Origin of the sequence: Streptomyces sp. NBC_01341 (assembly GCF_035946055.1) — a bacterium.
Classification (GTDB): domain Bacteria; phylum Actinomycetota; class Actinomycetes; order Streptomycetales; family Streptomycetaceae; genus Streptomyces.
In genome coordinates, this window is sequence record NZ_CP108364.1 from 3,798,085 (window position 1) to 3,824,974 (window position 26,890).

A 26,890-nucleotide genomic window follows, 5' to 3' on the forward strand; every position below is an offset into this window, starting at 1 on the left:
AAGGTCGGCGACCATGCACGTCACGCATCTCTCGCTGGCCGATTTCCGCTCGTACGCCCGGGTCGAGGTCCCTCTTGATCCGGGCGTCACCGTGTTCGTGGGGGCCAACGGCCAGGGCAAGACCAACCTGGTCGAGGCGGTCGGCTATCTCGCCACGCTGGGCAGCCACCGGGTGTCCTCGGACGCCCCCCTGGTCCGGATGGGCGCGGAGCGTGCCGTCGTGCGCGCCGCGGTCACCCAGGGCGAGCGCTCCCAGCTGGTCGAGCTGGAGCTCAATCCGGGCCGCGCCAATCGTGCGCGCATCAACAGGTCGTCGCAGGTCAGACCGCGTGACGTTCTGGGGATCGTGCGCACGGTGCTGTTCGCCCCGGAGGATCTTGCTCTGGTGAAGGGCGATCCCGGTGAGCGGCGCCGCTTTCTGGACGAGCTGATCACCGCGCGTTCCCCGCGCATGGCCGGCGTCCGCTCCGACTACGAGCGGGTGCTGAAGCAGCGGAACACCCTGCTGAAGTCCGCCGCCATGGCCCGAAGGCACGGCGGCCGGTCGATGGACATGTCCACGCTGGACGTGTGGGACCAGCATCTGGCACAGGTGGGGGCCGAACTCCTCGCACAGCGGCTTGATCTGATCGCCACCCTGCAGCCGCTGGCGGACAAGGCGTACGCGGACGTGGCTCCCGGCGGCGGTCCCGTGTCGCTGGAGTACCGGAGCTCGATCGGTGCGGATGTGGAGCCGGCGCGTACCCGCGAGGAGCTGTACGAGCAGGTGACGGCCGCGCTGGCGCACGCGCGGAAGCAGGAGATCGAACGCGGCGTGACGCTGGTCGGTCCGCACCGGGACGACCTGGTGCTGGGCCTCCGCGGAATGCCGGCGAAGGGGTACGCGAGCCACGGAGAGTCGTGGTCGTACGCGCTGGCGTTGCGGCTGGCCTCTTACGATCTGCTGCGCACCGAGGGAAACGAGCCGGTGCTCGTGCTCGACGACGTCTTCGCCGAGCTGGACGCGCGCCGCCGCGAACGGCTGGCCGAGCTGGTCGCGCAGGGCGAGCAGGTGCTGGTGACGGCGGCGGTGGACGACGACGTCCCCGGTGTGCTGGCGGGAGCGCGGTACGCGGTGTCGGCGGGTGCGGTGGAGCGGCTGTGAACAGACCGGACGAGGCGGGCGGCGCCCCCACACCGGGCCCCGCGAAGCAGCCCGAGGTGTCGGGCGTCGACCTGGCGCGGGTGGCCCTGCGCGCGGCGAAGGAGCAGGCGCGCGCGCGGGGCGCCGCCGCGCAGCAGAAGAAACAGGCCAGGCGTGGTGGCGGGCTGCGGTCGGGAGCGCGCTCCGACGGGCGTGATCCGCTCGCTCTGGGCTCGGCGATCAACCGGCTGATCACCGAGCGGGGCTGGGAGACCCCCGCGGCGGTCGGCGGGGTGATGGGCCGCTGGCCGCAGATCGTCGGCGACGATCTGGCCAATCACTGTGTGCCCCTGCGGTACGACGAGGATCCCGGCGAGAGGGTTCTGACGGTGCAGTGCGATTCGACGGCGTGGGCGACGCAGCTTCGGCTGCTCGCGCCGCAGCTGGTTGCCCGGCTGAACGCGGATCTGGGGCAGGGCACGGTCCGGATGATCAAGGTGCAGGGGCCGGGGGGCCCGCAGCGCAGGTTCGGGCCCCTCCGTGCTCCCGGGAGTAGGGGTCCGGGCGACACCTACGGCTGAGCAGCGCTTTCCCGCTCCCCTTGCCGTGGATACCGGATCACACGGCAGAACGCCCGATGGCCGGTGATCAGCCTTCTGTCCCGCTTTGCCATGGACACGACGTGTCCGCTTTGATCGACTGCATGCCCGTTTGGTTCTCGGGGGGAGCGTGAGGCGTCCCTCACCGTAGCGGGAGGTTGACAGCCCGAAGCGCGCAATGCCGTCGTGAGCCTCCCCGGGCCCCTTCCTGTATATGGGGAGTCGTCAGCCGCTGGTTCAGGGCGGCACATGCGTACTCAGGCACCGGCAAACCCCCATTCATGTCAGCGCTACCGGTAGACTGATGGACAATCCCGCTTCCTCGCGGGAGTCGTCGATACACGCCGAACGACGCAGCCGCTCCCGCCAGCCGGAGAACGGCCTGTGCTGTGCCAGAAAGGGCGCTTCGTGGCCGATTCCGGCAACCCCAACGAGAACATCCCGTCCACAGCCGGTGAGCACGGCGAGGTCACCGCCTCGTACGACGCCAGCGCGATCACCGTGCTGGAGGGCTTGGACGCGGTCCGCAAGCGACCCGGTATGTACATCGGGTCCACCGGTGAGCGCGGTCTCCACCACCTCGTGCAAGAGGTTGTCGACAACTCGGTCGACGAGGCGATGGCCGGGCACGCGGACACCATCGACGTCACGATCCTCGCCGACGGCGGGGTGCGCGTGGTCGACAACGGCCGCGGTATCCCGGTCGGAATCGTGCCGTCCGAAGGCAAGCCGGCCGTCGAGGTCGTGCTCACCGTCCTGCACGCGGGCGGAAAGTTCGGCGGCGGCGGCTACGCCGTCTCCGGCGGTCTGCACGGCGTCGGTGTCTCCGTCGTCAACGCCCTGTCCACCCGGGTCTCCGTCGAGGTCAGGACGGACGGCTACCGCTGGACCCAGGACTACAAGCTCGGTGTTCCGACCGCCCCGCTGGCCAAGCACGAGGCCACCGACGAGTCCGGCACGTCGGTCACCTTCTGGGCCGACGGGGACATCTTCGAGACCACCGAGTACAGCTTCGAGACCCTTTCGCGCCGCTTCCAGGAGATGGCGTTCCTCAACAAGGGCCTCACCCTCAAGCTCACGGACGAGCGCGAGTCGGCGAAGGCGACGGTGGGCGCGGACAGCGCCGAGGCCGTCGAAGTCCCCGACGAGGAGCCGGCCCGCACGGTCACGTACCACTACGAGAACGGCATCGTCGACTTCGTCAAGTACCTCAACTCCCGCAAGGGCGACCTCATTCACCAGTCGGTGATCGACATCGAGGCCGAGGACAAGGACCGGCTGCTCTCCGCCGAGATCGCCATGCAGTGGAACACGCAGTACACCGAAGGCGTCTACTCCTTCGCCAACGCCATCCACACGCACGAGGGCGGTACGCACGAGGAGGGCTTCCGTGCGGCGCTGACCTCGCTGGTCAACCGTTACGCGCGCGACAAGAAGCTGCTGCGCGATAAGGACGACAACCTCACCGGTGAGGACGTCCGCGAGGGTCTGACGGCGATCATCTCGGTGAAGCTGGGCGAGCCGCAGTTCGAGGGCCAGACGAAGACCAAGCTGGGGAACACCGAGGCGAAGACCTTCGTCCAGAAGGTCGTCCACGAGCAGCTGACGGACTGGTTCGACCGGAACCCCAACGAGGCCGCCGACATCATCCGCAAGGGCATCGCGGCCTCCACGGCGCGTGTCGCGGCCCGTAAGGCGCGTGACCTCACCCGGCGCAAGGGGCTCCTGGAGAGCGCCTCGCTTCCCGGCAAGCTGAGTGACTGCCAGTCGAACGACCCGACGAAGTGCGAGATCTTCATCGTCGAGGGTGACTCCGCCGGTGGTTCGGCGAAGTCCGGCCGTAATCCGATGTACCAGGCCATCCTGCCGATCCGCGGCAAGATCCTGAACGTCGAGAAGGCCCGGATCGACAAGATCCTGCAGAACACCGAGGTCCAGGCGCTGATCTCAGCCTTCGGCACCGGGGTCCACGAGGACTTCGACATCGAGAAGCTCCGCTATCACAAGATCATTCTGATGGCTGACGCCGACGTCGACGGCCAGCACATCAACACCCTGCTCCTGACCTTCCTGTTCCGCTTCATGCGGCCGCTGGTGGAGTCCGGGCACGTGTACCTCTCGCGTCCGCCGCTCTACAAGATCAAGTGGGGCCGCGACGACTTCGAGTACGCGTACTCGGACCGCGAGCGCGACGCCCTGGTGGCGCTCGGCAAGCAGAACGGCAAGCGGATCAAGGAAGACTCGATCCAGCGCTTCAAGGGGCTCGGCGAGATGAACGCCGAGGAGCTGCGCATCACGACCATGGACGTCGACCACCGGGTGCTCGGCCAGGTCACGCTGGACGACGCGGCGCAGGCCGACGACCTGTTCTCGGTGCTGATGGGCGAGGACGTCGAGGCGCGGCGTTCGTTCATCCAGCGCAACGCCAAGGACGTCCGTTTCCTCGACATCTGAGTCGGCCGTACAAGCACGCCGCAGCTCGAAAGGACTTTGACCAGCAATGGCCGACGAGAACACCCCTGTGACCCCTGAAGAGGAGCCCGCGGTCGCGGGCGTGGGCATGCGTGTCGAGCCCGTGGGGCTCGAGACGGAGATGCAGCGCTCCTACCTCGACTACGCGATGTCCGTCATCGTGTCGCGCGCGCTGCCCGACGTACGGGACGGCCTGAAGCCCGTCCACCGCCGGGTGCTCTACGCGATGTACGACGGCGGGTACCGGCCCGAGAAGGGCTTCTACAAGTGCGCCCGTGTCGTCGGCGACGTCATGGGCACGTACCACCCGCACGGCGACTCCTCCATCTACGACGCGCTCGTGCGACTGGCACAGCACTGGTCGATGCGCATGCCGCTCGTGGACTCCAACGGCAACTTCGGTTCCCCGGGCAACGACCCGGCCGCCGCGATGCGGTACACCGAGTGCAAGATGATGCCGCTGTCCATGGAGATGGTCCGGGACATCGACGAGGAGACCGTCGACTTCAAGGACAACTACGACGGCCGTAACCAGGAGCCGGTGGTTCTGCCGGCGCGCTTCCCGAACCTGCTGATCAACGGTTCCGCGGGTATCGCGGTCGGCATGGCGACCAACATTCCGCCGCACAACCTCCGCGAGGTCGCGGCCGGTGCGCAGTGGTACCTGGAGCACCCGGAGGCCTCGCACGAGGAACTCCTGGACGCGCTGCTCGAGCGCATCAAGGGCCCGGACTTCCCGACGGGCGCGCTGGTCGTCGGCCGCAAGGGCATCGAGGAGGCGTACCGCACCGGGCGCGGCTCCATCACGATGCGCGCCGTCGTGGCGGTCGAGGAGATCCAGGGCCGTCAGTGCCTGGTGGTCACCGAGCTCCCGTACCAGACCAACCCTGACAACCTTGCGCAGAAGATCGCCGACCTGGTGAAGGACGGCAAGGTCGGCGGGATCGCCGACGTCCGCGACGAGACGTCCTCGCGCACGGGCCAGCGCCTGGTCGTCGTACTGAAGCGTGACGCGGTCGCCAAGGTCGTGCTGAACAACCTGTACAAGCACACCGATCTTCAGACGAACTTCGGCGCGAACATGCTGGCGCTGGTCGACGGGGTGCCGCGCACGCTGTCGATCGACGCGTTCATCCGGCACTGGGTGACCCACCAGATCGAGGTCATCGTCCGGCGCACCAGGTTCCGGCTGCGCAAGGCGGAGGAGCGGGCACACATCCTGCGCGGCCTGCTCAAGGCGCTGGACGCGATCGAAGAGGTCATCGCGCTCATCCGGCGCAGCAACACCGTGGAGATCGCGCGTGAGGGCCTGATGGGCCTGCTGGAGATCGACGAGATCCAGGCGAACGCCATCCTGGAGATGCAGCTGCGCCGGCTGGCCGCGCTGGAGCACCAGAAGATCACCGCGGAGCACGACGAACTCCAGGCGAAGATCAACGAGTACAACGCGATCCTTGCCTCTCCCGAGCTGCAGCGGCAGATCGTCAGCGAGGAGCTCGCGGCGATCGTCGACAAGTTCGGCGACGACCGGCGTTCGAAGCTCGTGCCCTTCGACGGCGACATGTCCATCGAGGATCTGATCGCCGAGGAGGACATCGTCGTCACGATCTCCCGCGGCGGCTACGTGAAGCGCACGAAGACGGACGACTACCGCTCGCAGAAGCGCGGTGGCAAGGGCGTTCGCGGTACGAAGCTCAGGGAAGACGACATCGTCGACCACTTCTTCGTGTCGACGACGCACCACTGGCTGCTCTTCTTCACGAACAAGGGCCGGGTGTACCGGGCCAAGGCCTACGAGTTGCCGGACGCCGGCCGTGACGCACGCGGTCAGCACGTCGCGAACCTGCTGGCCTTCCAGCCCGACGAGCAGATCGCGCAGATCCTGGCGATCCGTGACTACGAGGCGGCGCCCTATCTGATCCTCGCCACCAAGGGCGGCCTGGTGAAGAAGACTTCGCTGAAGGACTACGACTCGCCGCGTTCCGGCGGCGTCATCGCGATCAATCTCCGGGAGACGGAGAGCGGCGCGGACGACGAACTGATCGGTGCCGAGCTCGTGTCGGCGGAGGACGACCTGCTTCTCGTCAGCAGGAAGGCCCAGTCGATCAGGTTCACCGCGACGGACGACGCACTGCGTCCCATGGGCCGTGCCACCTCGGGCGTGAAGGGCATGAGTTTCCGCGAGGGAGACGAACTGCTCTCGATGAATGTTGTCCGGCCCGGTACGTTCGTGTTCACTGCCACCGACGGCGGTTACGCGAAGCGGACCGCTGTGGACGAGTACCGCGTCCAGGGTCGCGGCGGTCTGGGCATCAAGGCCGCCAAGATCGTGGAGGACCGTGGTTCCCTCGTCGGCGCGCTGGTGGTGGAGGAGGCGGACGAGATCCTCGCCATCACGCTCGGCGGTGGTGTAATTCGTACGCGGGTCAATGAAGTCAGGGAGACGGGCCGTGACACCATGGGCGTCCAACTGATCAATCTGGGCAAGCGTGATGCCGTCGTCGGCATCGCGCGCAACGCCGAGGCCGGTCGCGAGGCCGAAGAGGTCGACGGGACCGATGAGGCCGAAGGCGCCACGGTCGAGGCCGATGCCGCGATCGTGGTCGAGGGCACTGTCGAAGGCACGGCGCCTTCGGCCGGGGAGCACGAGGAGTAGAGCGTGAGTGGAGCCACGGGCGCTGGTTCGGCCGCTTCCGGAGCAGGGGCGAGCGGCGCCCGTGGCCCTGCCACGGACTCCCAAGGGGGCACTGTGACGGACACTCGGGGACCTCAGCCGCAGTACGAGGGGTACGCGACCGGGCCGTTGCCCGGTGAGCGGGAGCCCGCACCGGGCCAGGCGGGGCCCTATCACCCGCCGCAGGCGTACCCGTCCCCCGCGGGCGGTACGCAGGGTGGCGGCACAGAGGGCGGAGCGCAGGGCGTGGGCGGCGTACAGGCGATGCGTAGGCCTCGGACGGGGGCGCGGACGACTCCGCGTATCCGCAAGGCCCGTCTGCGGGTGGCGAAGGCCGATCCGTGGTCGGTGATGAAGGTGAGCTTCCTGCTCTCCATCGCGCTCGGCATCTGCACGGTGGTCGCTGCCGCGGTCCTGTGGATGGTGATGGACGCGATGGGCGTGTTCTCCACCGTGGGCGGCACGATCAGTGAGGCCACCGGCTCGAACGAGAGCAACGGCTTCGATCTCCAGTCGTTCCTGTCTCTTCCGCGGGTCCTCATCTTCACGTCGGTCATCGCCGTGATCGATGTGGTGCTGGCCACCGCGCTGGCGACGCTGGGCGCCTTCATCTACAACTTGTCGGCCGGCTTCGTGGGTGGTGTCGAGCTCACTCTCGCCGAGGACGAGTAGGGCGCCGGGTATCGATTTTGGGACTGGCCCCGACGTGCGCTAATCTTCAGAAGTCAGCGCAGCAGCGCGGCGGGGCTATAGCTCAGTTGGTTAGAGCGCATCCCTGATAAGGATGAGGCCACAGGTTCAAATCCTGTTAGCCCCACCAGCACGAAGACCCCCAACCGATCATGGTTGGGGGTCTTCGGCGTATAGGGCCGGTTCCGGCCGAAGGGCAGTTCTTCCAGGGGCCGGAGCGACCTGCTCCGGATGTCGGGCTGTGGTCACGCCTCTGGGCTCCGGGGCGCCATGAACGATTGGCGGCCGGGCGGGCGATTTCGGGGGAGGCCCGGCCCGCCGGCCGGTCCCTCGGACGGGAGCCTTCGAGGCGCCACGGGGAAATGGTGGTGGCCCTCGCCGCCCTTCCCGGGCGTGCGGCACATGACCTCTCCCGGGCGCCGGCCGGGAGCGGGCGCGGGCACACAGGGAGGGCCCACCGGGCGCACAGAAAGGCCCCTGCCGGTGTGGACCGGAACAGGGGCCTGGGTGGCGTCAGCATCGCTCTCAGGGCGGCAGCGGGGAGGAGTCCCCGGCCGGAGCCGCATCGCGGGCGGAGCGTGTGCTGCCGGTCGCGTGTGCCGCCTCCGTGGTGTCGGCGGCCAGTTGCCGGGTGGCGGGCGACGAGCCGTGCGCCTCGGCGCGGATGCGCTGCTTCATCGTGGGTGGCAGCGCCCTGTCACGCGGAAGGGTCCATCGGACCGACGGGGTGGTCGCGGTTGCCGCGGTCACACCCGTGTGCTCCTGGTTCGTGCTGGTCGGCTCCGCGGCCGCGGTCTGGGCGGTGGCGAGGCCCAGCGAGGCGAGAAGTGCGAAGAAGGCGGTGATGAAGGCGGTCCAGATGCTCTTGACCCTGAAGGTGCTCATGGCCCCTCGCTTTCAGGTGGTCCGGTTTGCTTACCTTTCCGATGATGTGGATGTGGGCCGCGGATTCCGGCAGCGACGCCCCCGCTGCGCCGATCTTCTGATGAACACCACTCTTATGGTTCAACCGGCCTCGACAACCTGTCTCCGAGGTGCACAGGGGCCCCGCAAAGGGGCTTCTGCGGGGGTGCGGGCAGGTCACCGATCGGTATCGGCCGGTGTGTATAGTCGGGCGGCAGAAGTCCCCTATACGCCAAGGAAAGACGAGGTCGCGCGGTGAAGAAGCTTCTCCTGGTCGCACTGGCCGCCATCGGCGGGCTCCTCGTGTACCGCCAGATCCAGGCGGATCGCGCCGAGCAGGATCTGTGGACGGAGGCGACCGACTCCGTGCCCGCAGGTCCGGGTGTGTGAGACGGAACAGTCTGCTAAGAGCCCCGGCCGCCGAGCGGCCGGGGCTTTGTGCTGTCCGGGCGGTGCTGTTGTGCCGGCATGACCGCAGTCGCGCTCGCGGATTCACGATTCACTCAAGCGAATCATGAGGTTGCATATGCAATGAATCGTGCGGGTCGTGCCGGCTTCGTCGACATGGGGCGATCGGAGGCCGGGCAGCGGCGGCGACAGGGCGGTGACCGGAGACAGCGGTGGTACCGGCGGGGCAGGATGGACGGGCATCGCGCCCGACGCCGGCGCGGGCGCAGTGATCACTCCGTTCGCCGCTCCCGCCTTCGTACGCCGCCGGCGCGGGGCAGGCAGGCACACGACGAGGGGAAGCGCGTGAAGAGGCAGCGCAACAGGGGCCGGGTGGCGCTGGCGTCGGTCGGGGTGATGTGCGCGGTGGTCGCGCTGCCGGGGCAGGCGCGCGCGGCGGACCCCCCGGCCGACTACACCTTCGATCCCGCGGCGACATCGGTCCGGGGCGCCGAGACGAACGCCGAGGCGGTGGAACTGAAGTCCGGTGCGGTCTACCGGAGTTCCATCGATAAGGACCAGAAGCTCTACTACCGCCTGGAGCTCGACGACGCCACCGACGCCTACGTGTCCGCGGTCGTCGTGCCGAAGACGGCCGGGCAGGTGGCCTATGGGGACGGCATGACGATCAGCATCAGGGATCTCGACGACAACCGGTGCGATTCGCAGGACGCGTACTTCGGGCCGGCGGAGTTCCCCCGGCCGATCGCCGCATACGCCCACAGGACCGTGCAGAAGGGCAGCACCACCTGCGCCGCGAGCGGCACGTACAACGTGCTGATCGAGCGCGAGAGCAAGGCGACGTCCGCCACTGCCGCCTGGGACCTCGAGCTGCGTTTCGAGAACGAGCCGACGGTGAAGGACGCCGGATCGCAGCCCACCGAGGCGCCGGAGAACTGGCCTTCCGCCTCACCGGTGCCGCCCGCGGGCAGCCAGAAACGCTCCGGGGGCACGGGTTTCGCCGACGCCACCGGTCTGGAGTCCGGGGAATGGGTGGACGACATCGTTCCCGGGCAGACCCGCTTCTACCGGGTGCCCGTGGACTGGGGACAGCAGATCTTCGCCACGGCCGCGCTGAGCAACAGCAGCCGGTCGACCGAATTCCTCGGCAACGCCCTGGCAGTGTCCCTGGACAACCCGGCACACGGCCATGTGGACGATGCGACCCTGTCGTACTCCGGAGCCCCCAACTCCGTCTCCCTGCAACCTCTGCCGCCCGTGGCCTACGAGAACCGCCACGCCTCGGCGGCAGGCGTCAGCGCCATGCGTTTCGCCGGCTGGTACTACCTCTCGGTGACGCTCTCCCCGAAGGTCGCGGAGTACTACGACGACGACCCGATCGGGCTGACGCTCAAGGTCAAGGTCGTCAACGACAGCAAGCCGTCGCCCTATCAGGGGGACGCCGGAATCTTCGGGGTCGGCGACGACGACAGGGACATGGCCAGGAGCGGTCAGAGCGCTTCCGACGCCGGCAGGAGCGCCACCATGGAGACAGTGGCCGCGGGTGGCATCGGTACAGGCGCCGCGCTCGTGCTCGGACTCGGGGTGTGGACGCTCCTCGCCAGGCGCCGGGAGGCACTCGCCACGCCTGCCGCTGCAGGGGAGCAGGCGGGCGGGCAGCCCCCCGCCTGGTAGCCGGTCAGGTCTGGGTCAGCGCCCAGATGCCCACCGCGAAGCAGATCAGGGCCACCAGCAGTACCGGGATCGCCACTTTCGGGGGAGGGCCCGGCCGTCTCGCGGGAGCCGCGTGCGGGGCGGCCACGGGCGGTACGAAGGCATGGGGAGCCTGGGGGTGCGGCGCCGTGTAGGAGCGGGTAGGGGCCGCGCCGAAGGGCACGGCTGCCGTCGCCGCCTGCGAGAGGTCGGGTGCGGAGTCGGTCGCGTAGGGCCCGTACGGAGAGGCCGGGGGCTGCTGCGGGACGGGCACCTGCTGCGGTGGGGGCGCGAGGTGGAAACTGCCTGTCTCCGACATCGAAGACGGCTGGGGCACCTGCTGCCCGCTGTCCTGCACGGGCACGTACGACTGTGCGGAGGGCTGCGGCGGCGTCGCCCGGCCGACGGCCGGCTGCGCGGGCCCCGGCGGACCGTCGGCGGGGGCTTCCGGTCCGTCAGGGCCGAAACCCGCCGGCAGGGGACCGATCTGGTCGAACACTTCGACCGGTTCGTCGTCCGCACCGGCCTCGGCCAGCATCTCCACCGCTGCCGTCAGCGCCTTGCGCGCCCCTGTGGCCGTGCGGAAGCGGGCATGCGGATCGGGCTGGAGCAGACCGGCGAGTACCTGCCACAGGGGCTCGGGCACGCCCTGAGGGGCACCGGGGGTGCCGTGGGCGGCGAAGTACTCGATCAGCGCCTGGGCGTCGGGCTTCTGTCCCTGCAGCAGGTAGAGCGCGACCAGGCCGACGGCGAACAGGTCCGCCGGGAAGTCCGGTTCCGCGCCCATCATCTGTTCGGGAGCGAAGTAACCCGGCGTACCGACCACGTAGTTGGTCTCGGTCAGCCGTGGCTCGCCCTTGCGCATCGAGATGCCGAAGTCGGACAACCGCAGATGCGGACGCCCGGTGCCGGTGGCCTCCATGAGGATGTTGGCCGGCTTGATGTCCCGGTGAACGACCCCCTCGGCGTGCACGGTGGACAGTCCGGACAGCAACTGGTCGAGGAGGAGGCAGACGAAGCGAGGAGGCAACGGGCCGTAGTCGCCGATGACATGGGCGAGGGATCCGCCGCTGACCAGGTCCATCGTGAAGAGGACCTTGTCGTCGTCGGCGGCCCAGCTGGCCGGCGCGAGGACGTGCGGATGTTCGATCCGAAGTGCCTGCTCGCGGACGAAACGCAGCAGCGTGTGCGCGTCGCTCTGCTGAAGGACCTTCGCCGCCACGTAACGGCGGCGTCTGTGGTCCCACGCACGCCAGACGGCGCCGACCCCGCCACGTCCGATCGGATCGACAAGCTCGTACCGACCGGCGAAGACCTCACCCATTGCGCTGTGCCCGCTCCCGTTCCCTATCGGTTCGTGCCCCGGCTGTCGGGATACTGCCACGGGCTGTGCTTTCCCGTGGCAGTTCCGGGCCCTGGGCCTGCTCTTGGCGAAGGGCCCTAGCTCTGGTGGGCTTCGTAGTGCGCGACCGCGTCGGCGGTCCGGCCGGCCCCGTACACCCTGAGGAACTCTGCCAGCTCCGGGTGGGCGGGGGCGAGGGAGTCGGCCGCGTCGATGATGTCTCCGGCCGCGGCGACCGACCGCAGCAGTGACTGGATCTCGCGGACCACGCGGCGCACCGTGGGAGCTCCGCCGGTGGTGGCGGTCTGGCCGGTGTTGGTGAGGACGGAACCGCCCTGTGCCTTCTTGATCTCTTCCATCCGGTCCGTCGCCTCGCCCGCGCTGACGCTGCCGTCCGCCACCTGGCCGGCCAGCTCCTGAAGTGCCTGGACCCGCTGGACCACGGCGGGGTTGCCGATCTTGGCGCGCTGGCCGCTCATCAACTGGGAGAGCATCGGGGCCGACAGCCCGAGCACCGCGGCGAGCCGGGCCTGATTCAGGCCCAGGTCGTCTATCAGCCTGCGGAAGAGCGCCCCCAGCGGCTCCCCGTACCAGCTGCGCTGGAGCTCTCTGGCTCTAGCCGTGGCCTCTTGCTGCGCTGCGTCCATTGCGTCTCCCCTTCGCTGCGGCTTCGCTGCTGCGAACCTCGTCGTGCATCTTACGGAGAGCGGTTCCAGACCGGGAGTCCCAATCCTTTTGCAAGATTCAGGGGGTCACCCGGTACTCTGTTCTGCGACGGACCTCGCGGCAGGGATGTGTGCTGTGGCGTCCTCTTTTCGGGGCCTTAGCTCAGTTGGTAGAGCGCTGCCTTTGCAAGGCAGATGTCAGGAGTTCGAATCTCCTAGGCTCCACACTCGGAGAGCCCGGTCGACCTGTGTTTCCGCAGGTCGACCGGGCTCTCTTGTGTGGACCGGCACCGTCGTGGCCCCACGTGCCCGTCAGGTACGTCGAGCTGCGGAAGCGGCGGGCGATTCGGTTTCACGTGAAACGGCGAGGGGCGCCGGAGACCGTGAGGTCTTCCGGCGCCCCTCGCAGGCGTCGTTTCCCCGGAGTACCGGGTCGGCGCCGTCGGTCAGCGGTTGTCGTCCCGGCCGTCCGCACGCTCCGGTCCGGACTCGGCTTCGTCCTGCTTGACGCGGACCTCCGGGTCGAGGACCGAGGTGCCGCTGCCGTCGACCGAGGTCAGGGGAGCGCGGTCGTCAGCCACCTCGGTGGGGGCGGGCGGCTCGACGAGCCAGTCCGGATTGGCCTGCTTGTCCCACCACTTCCAGGCGGCGAAGGCTCCGCCGGCCAGCACGCCCAGCACGAGGAAGCCCTTCGCCGTCCGGCCGGCCTTGGCCCGCCGCTCGTGCTTCCTGACGAGCTTGTGGATCTCCTTGGCCGTGACCTGGCCCCGCAGCGCGGCCAGCGCGGCCGTACTGCGTGCGGTGGCCTCCTCCGCCATGGGGCGGCTCGCCGCCACGGCGTACTCGACACGGGGCACGGTGTAGTCCGCCGCTGTCCGGGCCGCACTGCGCGTCCGTACAGCTGCCTTGTGCGCGGCCTCGTCGACCTTGGGGGGCACATAGGTCAGTGCCTGTTCGATGCGAGGTGCGAGGTGCGCGCCGTACTGGACGCGGGCCTGCGCGGCTGCCTTCGACATCTTGGGCGCGAGCCGGGCGCGAGCCTCTTGGGCGTAGTGCGCGGCCTGTTCCTTGGCCGTGTCGGCGTAGGGCGCCACCACTTCCGCGGCGTGCTGCGCGCTGTCCTTCGCCGAGTAGGTTGCGGCGCGCACGCTGTCGATGCGGGTCACGGGATCCTCCTCCTTGGTGGCGGGTAGGTACTCCGCCTATCCACCCAATTCGAAATCATGCCCGCTGAGGCACGGAGCGCCATGCGGGACGGGCATCCGGGTCATGTCGGCATTCTCGGGCAATGCGGTGCAAGAGGAGCGTGTCGACGACGATGCCACGGTTCGTGTCGGCGCGCTTCGCACCGTCGGGCACCTGGCCGCACCTCGTGCGCCGGACGCGCCGGAGAGGGGGAAGGGGGCAACAAGGTGAGCGCGGCCCTGTCGCAGGACGGTGAGCGGGGTGTGGAGGGGGTTCGCCGTGCGAGGATCGGTGGTCATCAGCGAGGACTTACGGAAGGCAGATCGTGGCCGAGGAGCTTTACGCCACTTTGAAGACCAACCACGGCGACATCGCGATCCGGCTTCTGCCGAACCACGCGCCCAAGACGGTCAGGAACTTCGTCGAGCTCGCCAAGGGTGAGCGTGAGTGGACCGATCCGGAGACCGGCAGGAAGTCCACGGACAAGTTGTACGACGGAACGGTCTTCCACCGCGTCATCAGCGGTTTCATGATCCAGGGCGGCGACCCGCTGGGCAACGGAACGGGGGGGCCGGGTTACGAGTTCCCCGACGAGTTCCACCCCGATCTCGCCTTCACCCAGCCGTACCTGCTGGCCATGGCCAACGCGGGGCCGGGGACCAACGGATCGCAGTTCTTCGTCACCGTGTCCCCCACTGCCTGGCTGACCGGCAAGCACACCATCTTCGGCGAGGTCGCCGACGAGGCCGGCAGGAAGGTCGTGGACACCATCGCGGCCGCTCCGACCAACCCGCGCACCGACCGGCCGCTCCAGGACGTGGTGATCGAGTCGGTCGTCGTCGAGACCCGCTGATCCCACGCACCCTGCCGTGCCGGGGCCGCTGACCCGGCGCACGGCCTGCCCGCACGGGAACCTACCGTCCTGCTCGTCCGTACTGTTACATAACGGGCGAGCAGGTGGCCGCATGTGCGCCGCCTCCCCGGACGAGGACCGAAGGGGCTGTGACCGATGGAGAAGCACCAGCCGCCGGAAGGCCAGGACGGGTCTGCGGCTGCGGGTGGCGCTCCCACCTGTTACCGCCACCCGGAGCGGGAGACCGGGATCCGCTGCGCCAGGTGCGAACGGCCGATCTGCACGGACTGCATGATCGGTGCGTCGGTGGGATTCCAGTGCCCGGACTGTGTCCGCCAGGGCTCCGGGTCCGGCCATCACCCTGCCGCCGCCCGGCCGCGGACCCTCGCCGGTGGCAGCGTCGCGGCCGACCCCAGGCTGATCACCAAGATCCTCATCGCCATCAACCTCATCGTCTTCGTCGTGGTCTGGGCGAAGCCGGAGTTCCTCGACGATCTCCTGCTGTTCGGCCGTGCCACCACGGACGACCCCTCCGCCGGTTCCGAGGGTGTGGCCGAGGGGCAGTGGTACCGGCTGGTGACGTCGATGTTCCTGCACGTGGAGGTGTGGCACATCGCCTTCAACATGCTGGGGCTCTGGTGGCTAGGGGGGCCGCTGGAGGCCGCACTCGGCCGTGCACGGTACCTCGCGCTGTACGTGCTCTCCGGACTCGCGGGCGGCGCACTCACGTACCTGATCGCAGACCCGGCACAGGGGTCGCTCGGTGCATCCGGCGCGGTCTTCGGTCTCCTCGGCGCCACGGCGGTGCTCATGCGCCGGATGAACTACGACCTGCGTCCGGTCATCGCGCTGCTCGTGGTGAACCTGATCTTCACCTTCAACCCGTGGGGTCGGATCGCCTGGCAGGCGCACGTCGGCGGCCTGGTCGCCGGTGCCCTGATCGCGATCGCCATGATCCACGCACCGCGCGAGCGCCGGAATCTCGTGCAGTACGGCGCCTGCGCACTGGTCCTGTTCGTCGTCGTGGCCGTCGTCCTGGCGAGGACCGCCGCGCTCACCTGAGCGTAGTTCTTCGCTCCAGGGGTGTGGTTGTCCACAGAACGTGCCGGTCTTGTGCACGACCTGGGGAACAGGTGTGCCCCTTGTCGCTGGACCGGGTTCTCCCAGCCAGGACAAGGGGCACGCCCTCTCGCAATGCGTAAGTGTGTAGTCACACCGGCGTCAACCGCGAGGGAAGTTATCCACAGATCGTCTGACCTTTTCCCCCGCCTGTGGATAACTCTGTGGGTAACTTCAGGGCAGAGCTACTTCCACTGTGTGGAGACACCGAAGCCACCGGCGATGAAGCCGAAGCCCACCACGATGTTCCAGTTGCCCAGCGCGCTGAGCGGCATGTCGCCCTCGGTGACGTAGAAGAGCACGATCCAGGCCAGACCGACCAGGAAGAGCGCCAGCATCACCGGCGCCACCCAACTGCGGTTGGACAGCTTTATGCTCGTCGACTGCTTCGCCGGCGGCGGCGTGAAGTCTGCCTTCTTGCGGATACGTGACTTCGGCACGAGGGACTCTCCTGTCGATGCGCTGCGTGACCGCGCAGGGATCTGTGGCTGGCGCCGGGGCGCGAGGGGGAATGCTGCCTCCCCGGGGCGTCCGTTAGCGTAGTGCTTCCGTGGCGCCTAAGGAGATAAGGGTACGTTGAGCAATTCTGACGACTCTCCTCGAGGCCCGGCCCGACGCATCTCCCGCCGGCCGGTCCAGGGCCTCACCGCTGCCGTTTTCGCGCTGGCCGGACTGATCTTCGTCACCAGCGCCAACGCGGCCAAGGGGACCGACATCCGCACCGACTCCTCGCTGCTGAAACTCTCGGATCTCATCCAGCAGCGCAGTGAGAAGAACGCGGAACTGGACGAATCGACCGCATCGGTCCGCGCGGACATCGACAGCCTGGCCCGGCGCGACGACGGGAGCACCCGCGCCGAGGATGCCGAGCTGGACGCCCTGGAGAAGGCCGCGGGCACCACGGCGGTCACCGGGGAGGCGCTTTCGGTCACGCTGAACGACGCGCCGCCGAACGCCACGGCAAACCCGGGATACCCCGATCCGCAGCCGAACGACCTGGTCATCCACCAGCAGGACCTCCAGGCCGTGGTCAACGCGCTCTGGCAGGGCGGGGCGAAGGGGATCCGGGTGATGGACCAGCGCCTGATCTCCACGAGCGCGGTGCGCTGCGTCGGCAACACGCTGATCCTGCAGGGCCGGGTCTACTCGCCCCCGTACAAGGTCACCGCCGTCGGTGACCGGGGGAAGCTCAGGCAGGCGCTCGACGACTCCACGGCGATCCAGAACTACCAGCTGTACGTGAAGGCGTACGGGCTGGGATGGAAGGTCGAGGAGAGCGACAGGCTGACGCTCCCCGGCTACGCGGGCACCGTCGACCTTCATTACGCACAGCCTGTTCGGTAGGGCGGTCCGGGGCCGTCCGGCCGGGACGGTGCCGCGCCGGCACCCCGTACGACGCGCCGGTACCGGACCCGTACGACGGCCTTGTGACGGACCCGCCCCGGCGGCTTTCCACAGCTGACCCACGCCTGAGCCCGCGCCGTTTAGTCTGGTGCCGTACCGAACGGAGGCAACAGCATGTACGGCTGGATCTGGCGGCATCTGCCGGGCAACGCATGGGTACGGGGCTTCATCTCGCTCGTGCTGGCGCTGGCGGTTGTCTACGCGCTCTTCCAGTACGTCTTCCCCTGGGCGGAGCCGCTGCTCCCGTTCGGTGACGTGACGGTGGACGGCGAAGGCACGGGCGGAGCGGGGACCGGTCAGTGAGCGCACGCATTCTCGTCGTCGACAACTACGACAGCTTCGTCTTCAACCTCGTCCAGTACCTCTACCAGCTCGGCGCGGAATGCGAAGTCGTCCGCAACGACCAGGTGACCACGGCGCACGCCGACGACGGGTTCGACGGGGTCCTGCTCTCCCCTGGCCCCGGCACGCCCGAAGAAGCCGGTGTCTGCATCGAGATGGTGCATCACTGTGCGCGGAGCGGTGTCCCGGTCTTCGGTGTCTGCCTGGGTATGCAGTCGATGGCCGTCGCCTACGGCGGCGTCGTGGACCGGGCGCCGGAGCTGCTGCACGGCAAGACCTCTCCCGTGCTGCACGAGGGCAAGGGGGTGTTCGCCGGTCTGCCGTCCCCCTTCACCGCCACGCGCTACCACTCGCTGGCCGCCGAGCCCGCGACGATCCCGCCCGAGCTGGAGGTCACCGCGCGCACCGTCGACGGCATCATCATGGGGCTGCGCCACCGTGAACAGCCCGTGGAGGGTGTGCAGTTCCACCCCGAGTCGGTGCTCACGGAGCACGGGCACCTGATGCTCGCCAACTGGCTGGAGCAGTGCGGCGACGTGGGGGCAGTGGCGAGATCGGTGGGGCTCGCCCCGGTGGTGGGCAAGGTCGCGGCGTGACCTCATTCCGCCCCGACTCCGGGCAGGAAGGCTCGTACGCGCAGGGAGCGTACGAGCCCGACGGCACGTTCGAGGCGGCGGTGGAACAGCTCGCCGACCCGCTGAACGACCCCTTGCCGGGTCAGCACGCCTCCTCCTGGAACCAGCCGGAGACCGCAGCGGTCGGCGAGGAGCCGCCCGGGAAGCCCAGGACGGCGTCCCAGGCGCCCGCGGAGACCCCGGGCGAGTGGTACGACCCCGAGGGCTACCAGAGGGACTGGTACGGGCAGCAGCGGCCAGGCACGGGGCCCACGTCAGGCCCCGCCGAAGGGACCGTCGTGCTGCCCGGACTCGTGACCACGGTGGCCGAACCCGTGCCCGCCTCCGCCCAGGAGCCCGTAGAGCCGCCGCCGCCACGGAGCCCTGCCCTGGGGCGCGTTGCGGTCCCGCCCCAGGCACGGTCGGCCGTCGGCGACGAGACGATAGCCCTGCGGACGGCCGACACCCAGCGCGCGACGGGCCCGGCCGCGACGGACTCCACGGCCCTCGCGGCCGAAACGACGGCCACCGGTGGCCGGGCCGAGCGCCGCCGGGCGGCCAAGGGGCGCGGACGGCGGCGGCCGGAATCCGAACCGACTGCGGGATCGGGGACGGTGGAGTCCGGAGCCCCGATGTCACGGGTGGAGGCTCGTCGCGCGGCCCGTGCGGCCAAGGAGAGCCCCGCCGTGGTGGCGAGCAGGGTCGTCGGGGAAGTCTTCATCACCTTCGGTGTGCTGATGCTCCTGTTCGTCACCTACCAGCTGTGGTGGACCAACGTCCGTGCCGACCAGATCGCCGGCCGGGAGACGCACAAGATCCAGGACGATTGGGCGAGCGGTGAGCGCAGTCCGGGCGCCTTCGAACCGGGCCAGGGTTTCGCCATCATGCACATCCCGAAGCTGGACGTCGTCGCGCCGATCGCCGAGGGCATCAGCAAGGAGAAGGTCCTCGACCGGGGCATGGTCGGTCACTACGGCGAGGGCAAGCTGAAGACCGCGATGCCGTCGGCGCAGCAGGGCAACTTCGCGGTGGCGGGTCACCGCAACACCCACGGCGAACCGTTCCGCTACATCAACAAGCTGAAGCCCGGTGACCCGATCGTGGTCGAGACCCAGGACGCCTACTACACGTACGAGATGACCAGCATCCTTCCGCAGACGTCGCCTTCGAACGTGGCGGTGATCGACGAAGTCCCCCCGGGTTCCGGATTCACCGGCCCCGGCAGGTACATCACACTGACGACCTGTACGCCGGAATTCACGAGTACGTACCGAATGATCGTGTGGGGCAAGATGGTCGACGAACGCCCGCGGAGCAAGGGGAAGCCCGACGCGCTCGTCGGCTGAAGCGGGCTGGACGACATCACGACAGGGGCGGGTGCGGTGGCAGCTGGGACCGAGCAGGACGAGCGTGTCGACGTGCCACCTCCGCCGGCGCCACGCGACGGCCGCCATCCCGTCGCCGCGGTGGTGAGTCTCTTCGGCGAACTGCTGATCACCGCCGGCCTGGTGCTCGGACTGTTCGTCGTCTACTCGCTGTGGTGGACCAATGTCCTCGCCGACCGCGAGGCCGACAAGCAGGGCAACACCGTCCGTGACCGCTGGGCGGGGGGACCGGGGGCCCTGGACACGAGGGACGGCATCGGCTTCCTCCATGTGCCCGCCATGAGGAACGGTGAGGTGCTGGTCGGGAAGGGCACCGGCACCACGAGGCTGAACAGCGGCGTGGCCGGCTACTACACGGACCCCGTGAAGTCGGCCCTGCCCTCCGACCGGACGGGCAACTTCGCCCTCGCGGCGCACCGGGACGGACACGGCGCCAAGTTCCACAACATCGACAAGGTGAAGAAGGGCGACGCCGTCGTCTTCGAGACCAGGGACACGTGGTACGTCTACAAGGTCTACGCGAAGCTGCCCGAGACCTCGAAGTTCAACATCGACGCGATCGCCGCCGTCCCCAAGGAGTCGGGCGTGAAGAAGCCCGGCCGCTACATCACATTGACGACGTGCACCCCCGTGTACACGTCGAACTACCGCTACATCGTGTGGGGCGAGCTGGTGCGCACCGAGAAGGTCGACAGGGACCGCACGAAGCCGGCGGAGCTGCGGTAGCCCCCGGTCGGACAGGCCGTGAATCCGTCCGGAACGGCGACAGGGCCCCGGGTCACCTTCGAGGTGACCCGGGGCCCTGTCGCTGTGCGTACGCGTTACGTGGCCGGCGCTACCGTCCCGAGGGACCGCCGAAGATGTTTCCGTCGCCGCCGCCCCCGATGGTGGTGAGTGTGACGGTGCTCCCCTTTGCCACCGGGGTGTTGGGGCCGGGGGCGGACTGCATCACGATGGCGTTCGGCTTGTCGGGCGAGTTGGGGGCCAGCGCGACCACCAGCCCCAGGCCTTCGAGTGCGGCCTTCGCCTCCTGGAACCGCTTGCCCTGGAGGTCACCCGGGATGGTCACCTGCTCGGGCTGAGGCGGGCCCTTGGAGACCTTGAGGACGATCTGCACGTCCTTGGCCTGCTTGCTGTTCGCGGGCGGGGTCTGCTCGATGACCGTGCCGGCGGGCTGATCCGAGTCGACATCGGTCCGGGACACGTTGTCGAACCCGACCCCCTTCAACTGGGCCTCGGCCTCCTCGAACGACCTGCCGACCACTCCGGGCACGTTCTGAGTCGTCTTCTTGGCCACCGTGATCGTGACCTCGGAGTCCTTCTCGGCCTTCGAGCCGCCCTCGGGGTTCTGCGAGATGACCGTGTCCGGGGTCTTGTCGGACTCGGCCGTCTTGACGTTCACCGTGAAGCCCTTGTCCTCCAGGGCCTTACGGGCGTCCTCCTCGCTGTCGTCCAGGACGTCCGGAACCTCGACCTTCGGCGCACCGGTGGAGACGACCACCGTGACCGTCTCGCCCGTGCTCATCTGCTCGTCCGCCGAGGGGGTCTGGCTGCAGATCTGGTCCTTCTCCTGGGTCGCGCAGGGTTCCTTGGCGCCGACCTTCAGGACGACCTCGGCGTTGTCCGCGAGTCTCTGCGCATCCTCGACCGTCGACCCGACCATGTTCGGGACGTCGATCTTGCCGCCGCTGCCTTCGCTGTCGGTGAAGACCGCCCGGCCGATCAGGATCGCGCCGATGAGCACCAGGATGCCGGCGACGACCAGGAGGATCGTCGAGGTGTTGCTCTTCTTCTGCCGACGGCGGTCCGGGCGGTCGTCGTAGCCGTAGCCGCCGTCGTCCGGGCTGACCGGGGGCAGCATGGACGTCTGGGCACCGCTCGAGTCCGCCGCTCGCAGAGCGGTGGTGGGCTGGTCGCTGTTGTAGGCGTTGTAGCCCCCGTAGCCCGCGGCGCCCATGGCGGCCGTGGCCGCGACCGGCTGACCGTCGAGGCAGGCCTCGATGTCGGCGCGCATCTCGTCGGCCGACTGGTAGCGGTAGTCGGGGTCCTTGGTCAGCGCCTTCAGGACGATCGCGTCCATCTCGGGCGTGATCTCGGGATCGAAGTTGCTGGGGGGCTGCGGCTCTTCGCGTACGTGCTGGTAGGCGACCGCTACGGGCGAGTCACCGACGAACGGAGGCCGGACCGCGAGCAGCTCGTAGAGCAGGCAGCCGGTGGAGTAAAGGTCGGAACGGGCGTCGACCTGCTCGCCCTTGGCCTGCTCCGGGGAGAGGTACTGGGCGGTGCCGATGACGGCGGCGGTCTGGGTCATGGTCATGCCGGAGTCACCCATGGCGCGGGCGATGCCGAAGTCCATGACCTTGACCTGGCCGGTGCGCGTCAGCATGACGTTCGCCGGCTTGATGTCGCGGTGCACGATCTGGGCGCGGTGCGAGTACTCCAGGGCCTGGAGGATCCCGACCGTCATCTCGAGGGTCCGCTCGGGCAGCAGCTTGCGGCCGGAGTGCAGGAGCTCCCTGAGCGTCGACCCGTCGACGTACTCCATCACGATGTACGGGATGGACACGCCGTCGACGTAGTCCTCGCCCGTGTCGTAGACGGCGACGATCGCGGGGTGGTTGAGCGAGGCGGCGGACTGGGCTTCACGGCGGAACCGTGCCTGGAAGGACGGGTCACGGGCGAGATCGGCCCGCAGCGTCTTCACAGCGACGGTGCGGCCGAGCCGGGTGTCGTGGGCGAGGTAGACCTCAGCCATGCCACCACGGCCGAGCACCGAGCCCAGCTCGTACCGGCCGCCGAGGCGACGCGGCTCTTCCATAACTGATCCAGCCCTCTCCGTCAGTCCTGACCGCACCCGTGTGTGGTCCGGCGGTGCGCTGTTCGCGCTAACGCTACCGGGCCCGCCCGGTGTGATCGGCCCGCATCCTTCAGCTGATATCCGACCGGTATGCCAATGTGCGGGTGTGGACAGAAGTTGTGACAGGTGTCACTTCTTTCCGTCGAGTACCGCCTGCATCACGCTCTTGGCGATGGGCGCGGCCAGACCGCCACCGGAGATGTCGTCCCGGTTGGCGTTGCCGTCCTCGACGACCACGGCAACGGCGACCGGGGAGCCGCTGTCGGTCTTGGCGTACGAGATGAACCACGCGTACGGCTTCTCACTGTTGTTGAGGCCGTGCTGGGCGGTGCCGGTCTTGCCACCGACGGTGACGCCGTCGATCTGGGCATTGGTTCCCGTGCCGGTCTTGACCACGGTCTCCATCATCTGCTGCACCTTCTGGGCGTTCTCCGCCGAGAGGGGCTGGCTGAGCTGCTCCTTCTCGTGCGTGTAGATGACGTCCAGGTTGGGGGCCTGCCGCTGGGCGACCATGTACGGCTGCATGAGCTTGCCGTCGTTGGCGATCGCGGACGCCACCATGGCCATCTGCAGCGGGGTCGCGCGGTTGGACGCCTGGCCGATGCCCGCCATGGCGTTCTGCGGCTGGTTGTCCTTCGGGTAGATGCTGGCGTCGGCGCGGACCGGGGTGAAGACCTCTTTGTTGAAGCCGAACTTGTCGGCCTGCTCGATCATCTTCTCGTTGCCGAGGTCGTGGCTCATCTTGCCGAAGACGGTGTTGCAGGAATACCGGAGCGCTTCCCGGAGCGAGGCGTCCTTGCAGGGGATGCTGCCCTCGTTCTGCAGCAGGTTGGTGGACTGCGGGAGGCGCCAGGGCAGCGGGGAGTCCGTCTTCGCGTCGATGTCGGTGTAGAGGCCGTTCTCGAGCGCCGCGGACGCGGTGACGACCTTGAACGTCGAGCCGGGCGGGTAGGTCTCCCGCAGGGCCCGGTTCAGCATCGGCTTGTCCTTGTCGTTCAGGAGCTTCTGCCGGGCGTCCGAGTCCTTGAACGAGTTGCCCGCGAAGACCGAGGGGTCGTACGAAGGCGTGCTGGCGAGCGCCAGGATGGCCCCGGTCTGCGGGTCCAGTGCGGCGACGGCCCCCTTCTTGTCGCCGAGGCCCTTGAAGGCTGCCTTCTGGGCGGCGCCGTCGAGGGTGGTGACGATGTTCCCGCCGGTCTTCTTCTCGCCGGTGAACATCGACAGCGTGCGGTCGAAGAACAACTGGTCGCTGCTGCCGGTGAGGATGCCGTCCTCGAGGTTCTCCAGCTGCGAGGAGTCGAAGGCCTGCGACGAGTAGCCGGTGACGGGAGCCCACATGGGACCGTTCTTCCACACCCGCTTGTACTTGAAGTCGCTGTCCTTGGTCTCGACCGAGCCCGTGACGGGTTCGCCGTCGACGATGATGTTGCCGCGCTCGTGGGCGTAGCGCTCGATCTGGACACGGCGGTTGTGCTCGTTCGAGTTGAGCTCGTCGGCACGGACGTACTGGATGTAGTTCGTGCGGACGAGCAGGGCGAGCACGAGGACGCCGCAGAAGATCGCGATCCTGCGGAGCGGCTTGTTCACGGTCGGACCACCTGGGTCATTTCGGCGTCCGGGGACGGTGCGGGTGCAGGGGCGGGCCGGCGGGCGGTGTCGCTGATTCTGATCAGGATGCCGATGAGCGCCCAGTTGGCGATGACGGACGAACCGCCGGCCGCGAGGAACGGCATCGTCATACCGGTCAGGGGGATGAGTCCCATGACACCGCCGGCGACGACGAAGACCTGGATGGCGAAGGAGCCCGACAGGCCGATGGCCAGGAGCTTGCCGAAGGGGTCGCGGGCGGCGAGCGCCGTGCGGACACCGCGCTCGACGACGAGACCGTAGACGAGCAGGACGCCCATCATTCCGGCGAGGCCGAGCTCCTCGCCGACGGTGGCGAGGATGAAGTCGGAGTTGGCCGCGAAGCCGATCAGGTCGGAGTTGCCCTGGCCGAGGCCGGTGCCGAGGGTTCCCCCGGATCCGAACGCCATCAGCGACTTCGCCATCTGCTCGCTCGCTGCCAGCTTGCCCCAGCCCGCGAACGGGTCGAGCCACGCGGTCACACGCTGCTGGACGTGCGGCTCGAACATCGCCACACCCACGGCACCCGCCCCCGACATCAGCAGACCGAACACGATCCAGCTGGTGCGCTCGGTGGCGACGTAGAGCATGACGATGAACATGCCGAAGAACAGCAACGAGGAGCCGAGGTCGGTCTCGAAGACCAGGATCAGGATCGAGAAGGCCCAGACCATGAGGATCGGGCCCAGGTCGCGGCCGCGGGGCAGGTAGAGCCCCATGAAGCGCCGGCTGGCCAGGGCCAGTGCGTCACGCTTGACCATGAGATAGCCGGCGAAGAAGACCGCGATGATGATCTTCGCGAACTCTCCCGGCTGGATCGTGCCGACGCCGGGGATCTTGATCCAGATCTTGGCGCCGTTCACCGCGGGGAAGAACATCGGAAGAACCAGCAGGAAGAGCGCCACCAGCATCGAGATGTAGGTGTAGCGCTGCAGGATGCGGTGGTCCTTGAGGGCCAGCAGGACGACGACCAGCAGGGCCACACCGGCGGCCGAGAACAGCAACTGCTTGGAGGCGGCCGCGACGAAGTTCGGCGTCTGCTGGAACCGCTCCGACTGGTCCAGCCGCCAGATGATGGCCAGGCCGAGACCGTTCAGCAGAGTCGCCAGCGGGAGCAGCAGCGGGTCCGCGTACGGCGCGAATCTGCGGACGGCGATGTGCGCGACGCCACCGAGCAGGGCGAGGCCGAGCCCGTACCCGAGCATGCCGGCGGGCAGCTCGCCGTTGATGGCAAGGCCCACGTTGGCGTACGCGAACACCGAGATCAAGACGGCGAACGCGACCAGTGCCAGCTCGGTGTTGCGGCGGCTCGGCGCGTCGATCGCGCCGATGGTGGTGGTGTTGGTGACAACGCTCATGGTGCTGAAGGCCCCCTACGGCTTTACTGCTTACCGCACTGCGGGACCAGCTTCTTCTCTTCCTCCGAGAGGCTGGGGCCTGGAGTGGGAGTAGCGGTCGGCTTGGTCCCCTTGGCGGGGGCCTTGGCGGAAGTGCTGTCGGTGGTCTTGGCCGCGTCCTTGTCCTTGGCGGCATTGGTGTCCGCCTCGGCCGCGCGGCGCTGCGCGTCCTTCTTGCAGGCGGAGGCCTGGGCTTCGAGTTCGCTGACCTTTTTGCGCGCATCGGGCAGGCTGCCCTCGGCGATCGTCGCCTCGACCTGCTTGCGCTGGTAGGGCGGGAGGTACTTCAGTTCGATCTGGGTGTTCTCCTCGACCTTCGAAAGAGAGACCCAGGCAAGATCCTGGCTGATGCCGCGGTACAGGGCGACGTTGTCGTCCTGCGCGCCTACGTAGAACTGTGTCTGGGTCCAGCGGTAGCCGCCGTACACGCCCCCGCCGATGACGGCCAGCGCGAGCACGATGTAGAACGACCGCTTCAGCCACCTGCGGCCACCGCGGGGTTTTACGAAGTCGTCGTCGGTGTATGCGTCGAAGGCGTCGTCCGGACCCGGGCCGTAGCCCATGTCGTCGCCGCTGCCGGGAGGACCGAAGCCTCCGGCGGGGGGCGGCACGGTGCGGCCGAGGCCGGCCGCGCGTCCCGCCGGCGTCTCCATGGCCCGGCCGTCGTTCGCCTGTGCGGCCTGGTTCTCGGCTACCGCGCCGACGATGACCGGGGTGTCGTTGAGCTGCCCGGCCAGAGTGTCGTTGCCGTCGACGTCGAAGACGTCCGCGACGATGCAGGTGATGTTGTCGGGTCCGCCGCCGCGCAGCGCGAGCTGGATGAGGTCCTGGATGGTCTCCTGCGGGCCCTGGTAGCTGGCCAGGGTCTCTTCCATCGTCTGGTGCGAGACGACGCCGGAGAGTCCGTCCGAGCAGATCAGATAGCGGTCGCCGGCGCGGACCTCGCGGACGGAGAGGTCGGGCTCGACGTGGTCGCCGCTGCCCAGGGCCCGCATCAGCAGGGAGCGCTGCGGGTGGGTGGTGGCCTCTTCCTCGGTGATCCGGCCCTCGTCGACGAGACGCTGCACCCAGGTGTGGTCCTGGGTGATCTGCGTCAGGACACCGTCGCGCAGGAGGTACGCACGGGAGTCGCCGACGTGCACGAGGCCCAGACGCTGACCGGTCCAGAGCAGGGCGGTGAGCGTCGTGCCCATGCCCTCCAGCTGAGGGTCCTCCTCGACCATGACGCGCAGCTGGTCGTTGGCCCGCTGCACCGCCGTACCGAGTGACGTGAGGATGTCGGAGCCGGGCACGTCGTCGTCGAGCTGGACGAGCGTGGAGATCACCTCGGAGCTGGCGACCTCGCCGGCCGCCTGGCCGCCCATGCCGTCGGCGATCGCGAGAAGACGGGGGCCGGCGTAACCGGAGTCCTCGTTGCCTTCCCGGATCATGCCCTTGTGCGATCCGGCGGCGAAGCGCAGGGACAAGCTCATGCGCACCTCGCCCGTCGGTTCGGGGTACAGCCGGTCTCGAGCCACACTGCCCACCCTCCGGTCGGGAG

At 68.6% G+C, this 26,890-nt stretch carries 23 protein-coding genes and 2 tRNA genes; 16 read left to right on the forward strand and 9 right to left on the reverse strand.

Translation table 11 applies throughout. The features are described from left to right. Positions 1-13 precede the first annotated feature (13 nt). The 6 genes from recF (at position 14) to OG206_RS16775 (ending at position 7,688) form a co-directional block, all read left to right on the forward strand. Complete coding sequence (recF, locus tag OG206_RS16750) at positions 14-1,144, forward strand: DNA replication/repair protein RecF (protein WP_327116814.1); 1,131 nt, start codon at positions 14-16, stop codon at positions 1,142-1,144. Continuing rightward, positions 1,141-1,704 carry a DUF721 domain-containing protein gene (locus OG206_RS16755; RefSeq protein WP_442805850.1) on the forward strand — a complete coding sequence of 188 codons (564 nt, stop codon included), beginning with the start codon at positions 1,141-1,143 and terminating at the stop codon, positions 1,702-1,704. Before recF ends, OG206_RS16755 begins: the two co-directional genes overlap by 4 nt. A 402-nt stretch (positions 1,705-2,106) precedes the next feature. Further along, positions 2,107-4,176, forward strand: a complete 2,070-nt coding sequence (gyrB, locus tag OG206_RS16760) for a DNA topoisomerase (ATP-hydrolyzing) subunit B (RefSeq protein WP_327116816.1) — start codon at positions 2,107-2,109, stop codon at positions 4,174-4,176. A gap of 46 nt (positions 4,177-4,222) precedes the next feature. Then, positions 4,223-6,850, forward strand: a complete 2,628-nt coding sequence (gene gyrA / locus OG206_RS16765) for a DNA gyrase subunit A (protein WP_327116818.1) — start codon at positions 4,223-4,225, stop codon at positions 6,848-6,850. Between the two features lie 93 nt (positions 6,851-6,943). Next, positions 6,944-7,540, forward strand: coding sequence for a DUF3566 domain-containing protein (locus OG206_RS16770; protein ID WP_327116820.1), 597 nt, complete (start codon positions 6,944-6,946; stop codon positions 7,538-7,540). Between the two features lie 71 nt (positions 7,541-7,611). Beyond that, positions 7,612-7,688 (forward strand) — tRNA-Ile (locus OG206_RS16775). A gap of 395 nt (positions 7,689-8,083) precedes the next feature. On the opposite strand, the gene OG206_RS16780 is transcribed toward OG206_RS16775, so the two are convergent. Continuing rightward, complete coding sequence (locus OG206_RS16780) at positions 8,084-8,443, reverse strand: DUF6344 domain-containing protein (protein ID WP_327116822.1); 360 nt, start codon at positions 8,441-8,443, stop codon at positions 8,084-8,086. Between the two features lie 273 nt (positions 8,444-8,716). Between OG206_RS16780 and OG206_RS16785 the strand changes: the two genes are divergently transcribed. After that, entirely contained in the window at positions 8,717-8,851 is a 135-nt protein-coding gene (locus OG206_RS16785; RefSeq protein ID WP_219818897.1) for a DLW-39 family protein, read from the forward strand. Between the two features lie 363 nt (positions 8,852-9,214). Next, a complete protein-coding gene (locus OG206_RS16790; protein ID WP_327116826.1) occupies positions 9,215-10,543 on the forward strand; it encodes a hypothetical protein in 1,329 nt (442 codons plus the stop codon). A gap of 4 nt (positions 10,544-10,547) precedes the next feature. On the opposite strand, the gene OG206_RS16795 is transcribed toward OG206_RS16790, so the two are convergent. Both OG206_RS16795 and OG206_RS16800 read right to left on the reverse strand, forming a co-directional pair. Then, on the reverse strand, positions 10,548-11,885 hold the full coding sequence (locus tag OG206_RS16795) for a serine/threonine protein kinase (protein ID WP_327116828.1): 1,338 nt from the start codon (positions 11,883-11,885) through the stop codon (positions 10,548-10,550). Positions 11,886-12,001: 116 nt separating this feature from the next. Next, a complete protein-coding gene (locus tag OG206_RS16800) occupies positions 12,002-12,550 on the reverse strand; it encodes a helix-turn-helix domain-containing protein (protein WP_327116830.1) in 549 nt (182 codons plus the stop codon). Positions 12,551-12,720: 170 nt separating this feature from the next. Here OG206_RS16800 and OG206_RS16805 point away from each other — a divergent pair. Next, a tRNA-Ala gene (locus OG206_RS16805) sits at positions 12,721-12,793 on the forward strand. A gap of 221 nt (positions 12,794-13,014) precedes the next feature. Here the strand turns inward: OG206_RS16805 and OG206_RS16810 are convergent. Beyond that, positions 13,015-13,734: a DUF5324 family protein gene (locus OG206_RS16810; protein WP_327116832.1), complete on the reverse strand. Its 720-nt coding sequence runs from the start codon at positions 13,732-13,734 to the stop codon at positions 13,015-13,017. A gap of 344 nt (positions 13,735-14,078) precedes the next feature. On the opposite strand from OG206_RS16810, the gene OG206_RS16815 reads away from it, so the two are divergent. Together OG206_RS16815 and OG206_RS16820 are read left to right on the forward strand one after the other, a co-directional pair. Then, entirely contained in the window at positions 14,079-14,606 is a 528-nt protein-coding gene (locus OG206_RS16815) for a peptidylprolyl isomerase (RefSeq protein ID WP_327116834.1), read from the forward strand. A gap of 156 nt (positions 14,607-14,762) precedes the next feature. Further along, positions 14,763-15,668 (forward strand): rhomboid family intramembrane serine protease, encoded by a 906-nt coding sequence (locus tag OG206_RS16820; RefSeq protein ID WP_327116836.1) that lies wholly within the window; start codon positions 14,763-14,765, stop codon positions 15,666-15,668. Positions 15,669-15,910: 242 nt separating this feature from the next. Here OG206_RS16820 and crgA read toward each other — a convergent pair whose 3' ends face one another. Next, positions 15,911-16,165, reverse strand: coding sequence for a cell division protein CrgA (gene crgA, locus OG206_RS16825; RefSeq protein WP_327116838.1), 255 nt, complete (start codon positions 16,163-16,165; stop codon positions 15,911-15,913). Between the two features lie 136 nt (positions 16,166-16,301). Here crgA and OG206_RS16830 point away from each other — a divergent pair, with 136 nt between their 5' ends. The 5 genes from OG206_RS16830 to OG206_RS16850 all read left to right on the forward strand — a co-directional run bounded on the left by OG206_RS16830 (position 16,302) and on the right by OG206_RS16850 (position 20,196). Further along, complete coding sequence (locus tag OG206_RS16830; protein ID WP_327116840.1) at positions 16,302-17,069, forward strand: DUF881 domain-containing protein; 768 nt, start codon at positions 16,302-16,304, stop codon at positions 17,067-17,069. Positions 17,070-17,243: 174 nt separating this feature from the next. After that, positions 17,244-17,432, forward strand: a complete 189-nt coding sequence (locus OG206_RS16835) for a hypothetical protein (protein WP_327116842.1) — start codon at positions 17,244-17,246, stop codon at positions 17,430-17,432. Further along, entirely contained in the window at positions 17,429-18,067 is a 639-nt protein-coding gene (locus OG206_RS16840) for an aminodeoxychorismate/anthranilate synthase component II (protein ID WP_327116844.1), read from the forward strand. The genes OG206_RS16835 and OG206_RS16840 overlap by 4 nt, the downstream gene beginning before the upstream one ends. Beyond that, positions 18,064-19,431 carry a class E sortase gene (locus OG206_RS16845; RefSeq protein WP_327116846.1) on the forward strand — a complete coding sequence of 456 codons (1,368 nt, stop codon included), beginning with the start codon at positions 18,064-18,066 and terminating at the stop codon, positions 19,429-19,431. Before OG206_RS16840 ends, OG206_RS16845 begins: the two co-directional genes overlap by 4 nt. Before the next feature lie 36 nt (positions 19,432-19,467). Next, positions 19,468-20,196 (forward strand): class E sortase, encoded by a 729-nt coding sequence (locus tag OG206_RS16850; protein WP_327116848.1) that lies wholly within the window; start codon positions 19,468-19,470, stop codon positions 20,194-20,196. A gap of 109 nt (positions 20,197-20,305) precedes the next feature. Here OG206_RS16850 and pknB read toward each other — a convergent pair whose 3' ends face one another. From pknB to OG206_RS16870, 4 genes are all read right to left on the reverse strand, one after another. Next, positions 20,306-22,288, reverse strand: coding sequence for a Stk1 family PASTA domain-containing Ser/Thr kinase (pknB, locus tag OG206_RS16855; protein ID WP_327116850.1), 1,983 nt, complete (start codon positions 22,286-22,288; stop codon positions 20,306-20,308). Positions 22,289-22,456: 168 nt separating this feature from the next. Then, positions 22,457-23,914: a peptidoglycan D,D-transpeptidase FtsI family protein gene (locus OG206_RS16860; protein WP_327116852.1), complete on the reverse strand. Its 1,458-nt coding sequence runs from the start codon at positions 23,912-23,914 to the stop codon at positions 22,457-22,459. After that, on the reverse strand, positions 23,911-25,311 hold the full coding sequence (locus OG206_RS16865; protein WP_327116854.1) for an FtsW/RodA/SpoVE family cell cycle protein: 1,401 nt from the start codon (positions 25,309-25,311) through the stop codon (positions 23,911-23,913). Before OG206_RS16865 ends, OG206_RS16860 begins: the two co-directional genes overlap by 4 nt. Positions 25,312-25,334: 23 nt before the next feature. After that, positions 25,335-26,822, reverse strand: a complete 1,488-nt coding sequence (locus OG206_RS16870; protein ID WP_327116856.1) for a Stp1/IreP family PP2C-type Ser/Thr phosphatase — start codon at positions 26,820-26,822, stop codon at positions 25,335-25,337. Positions 26,823-26,890 lie beyond the last annotated feature (68 nt).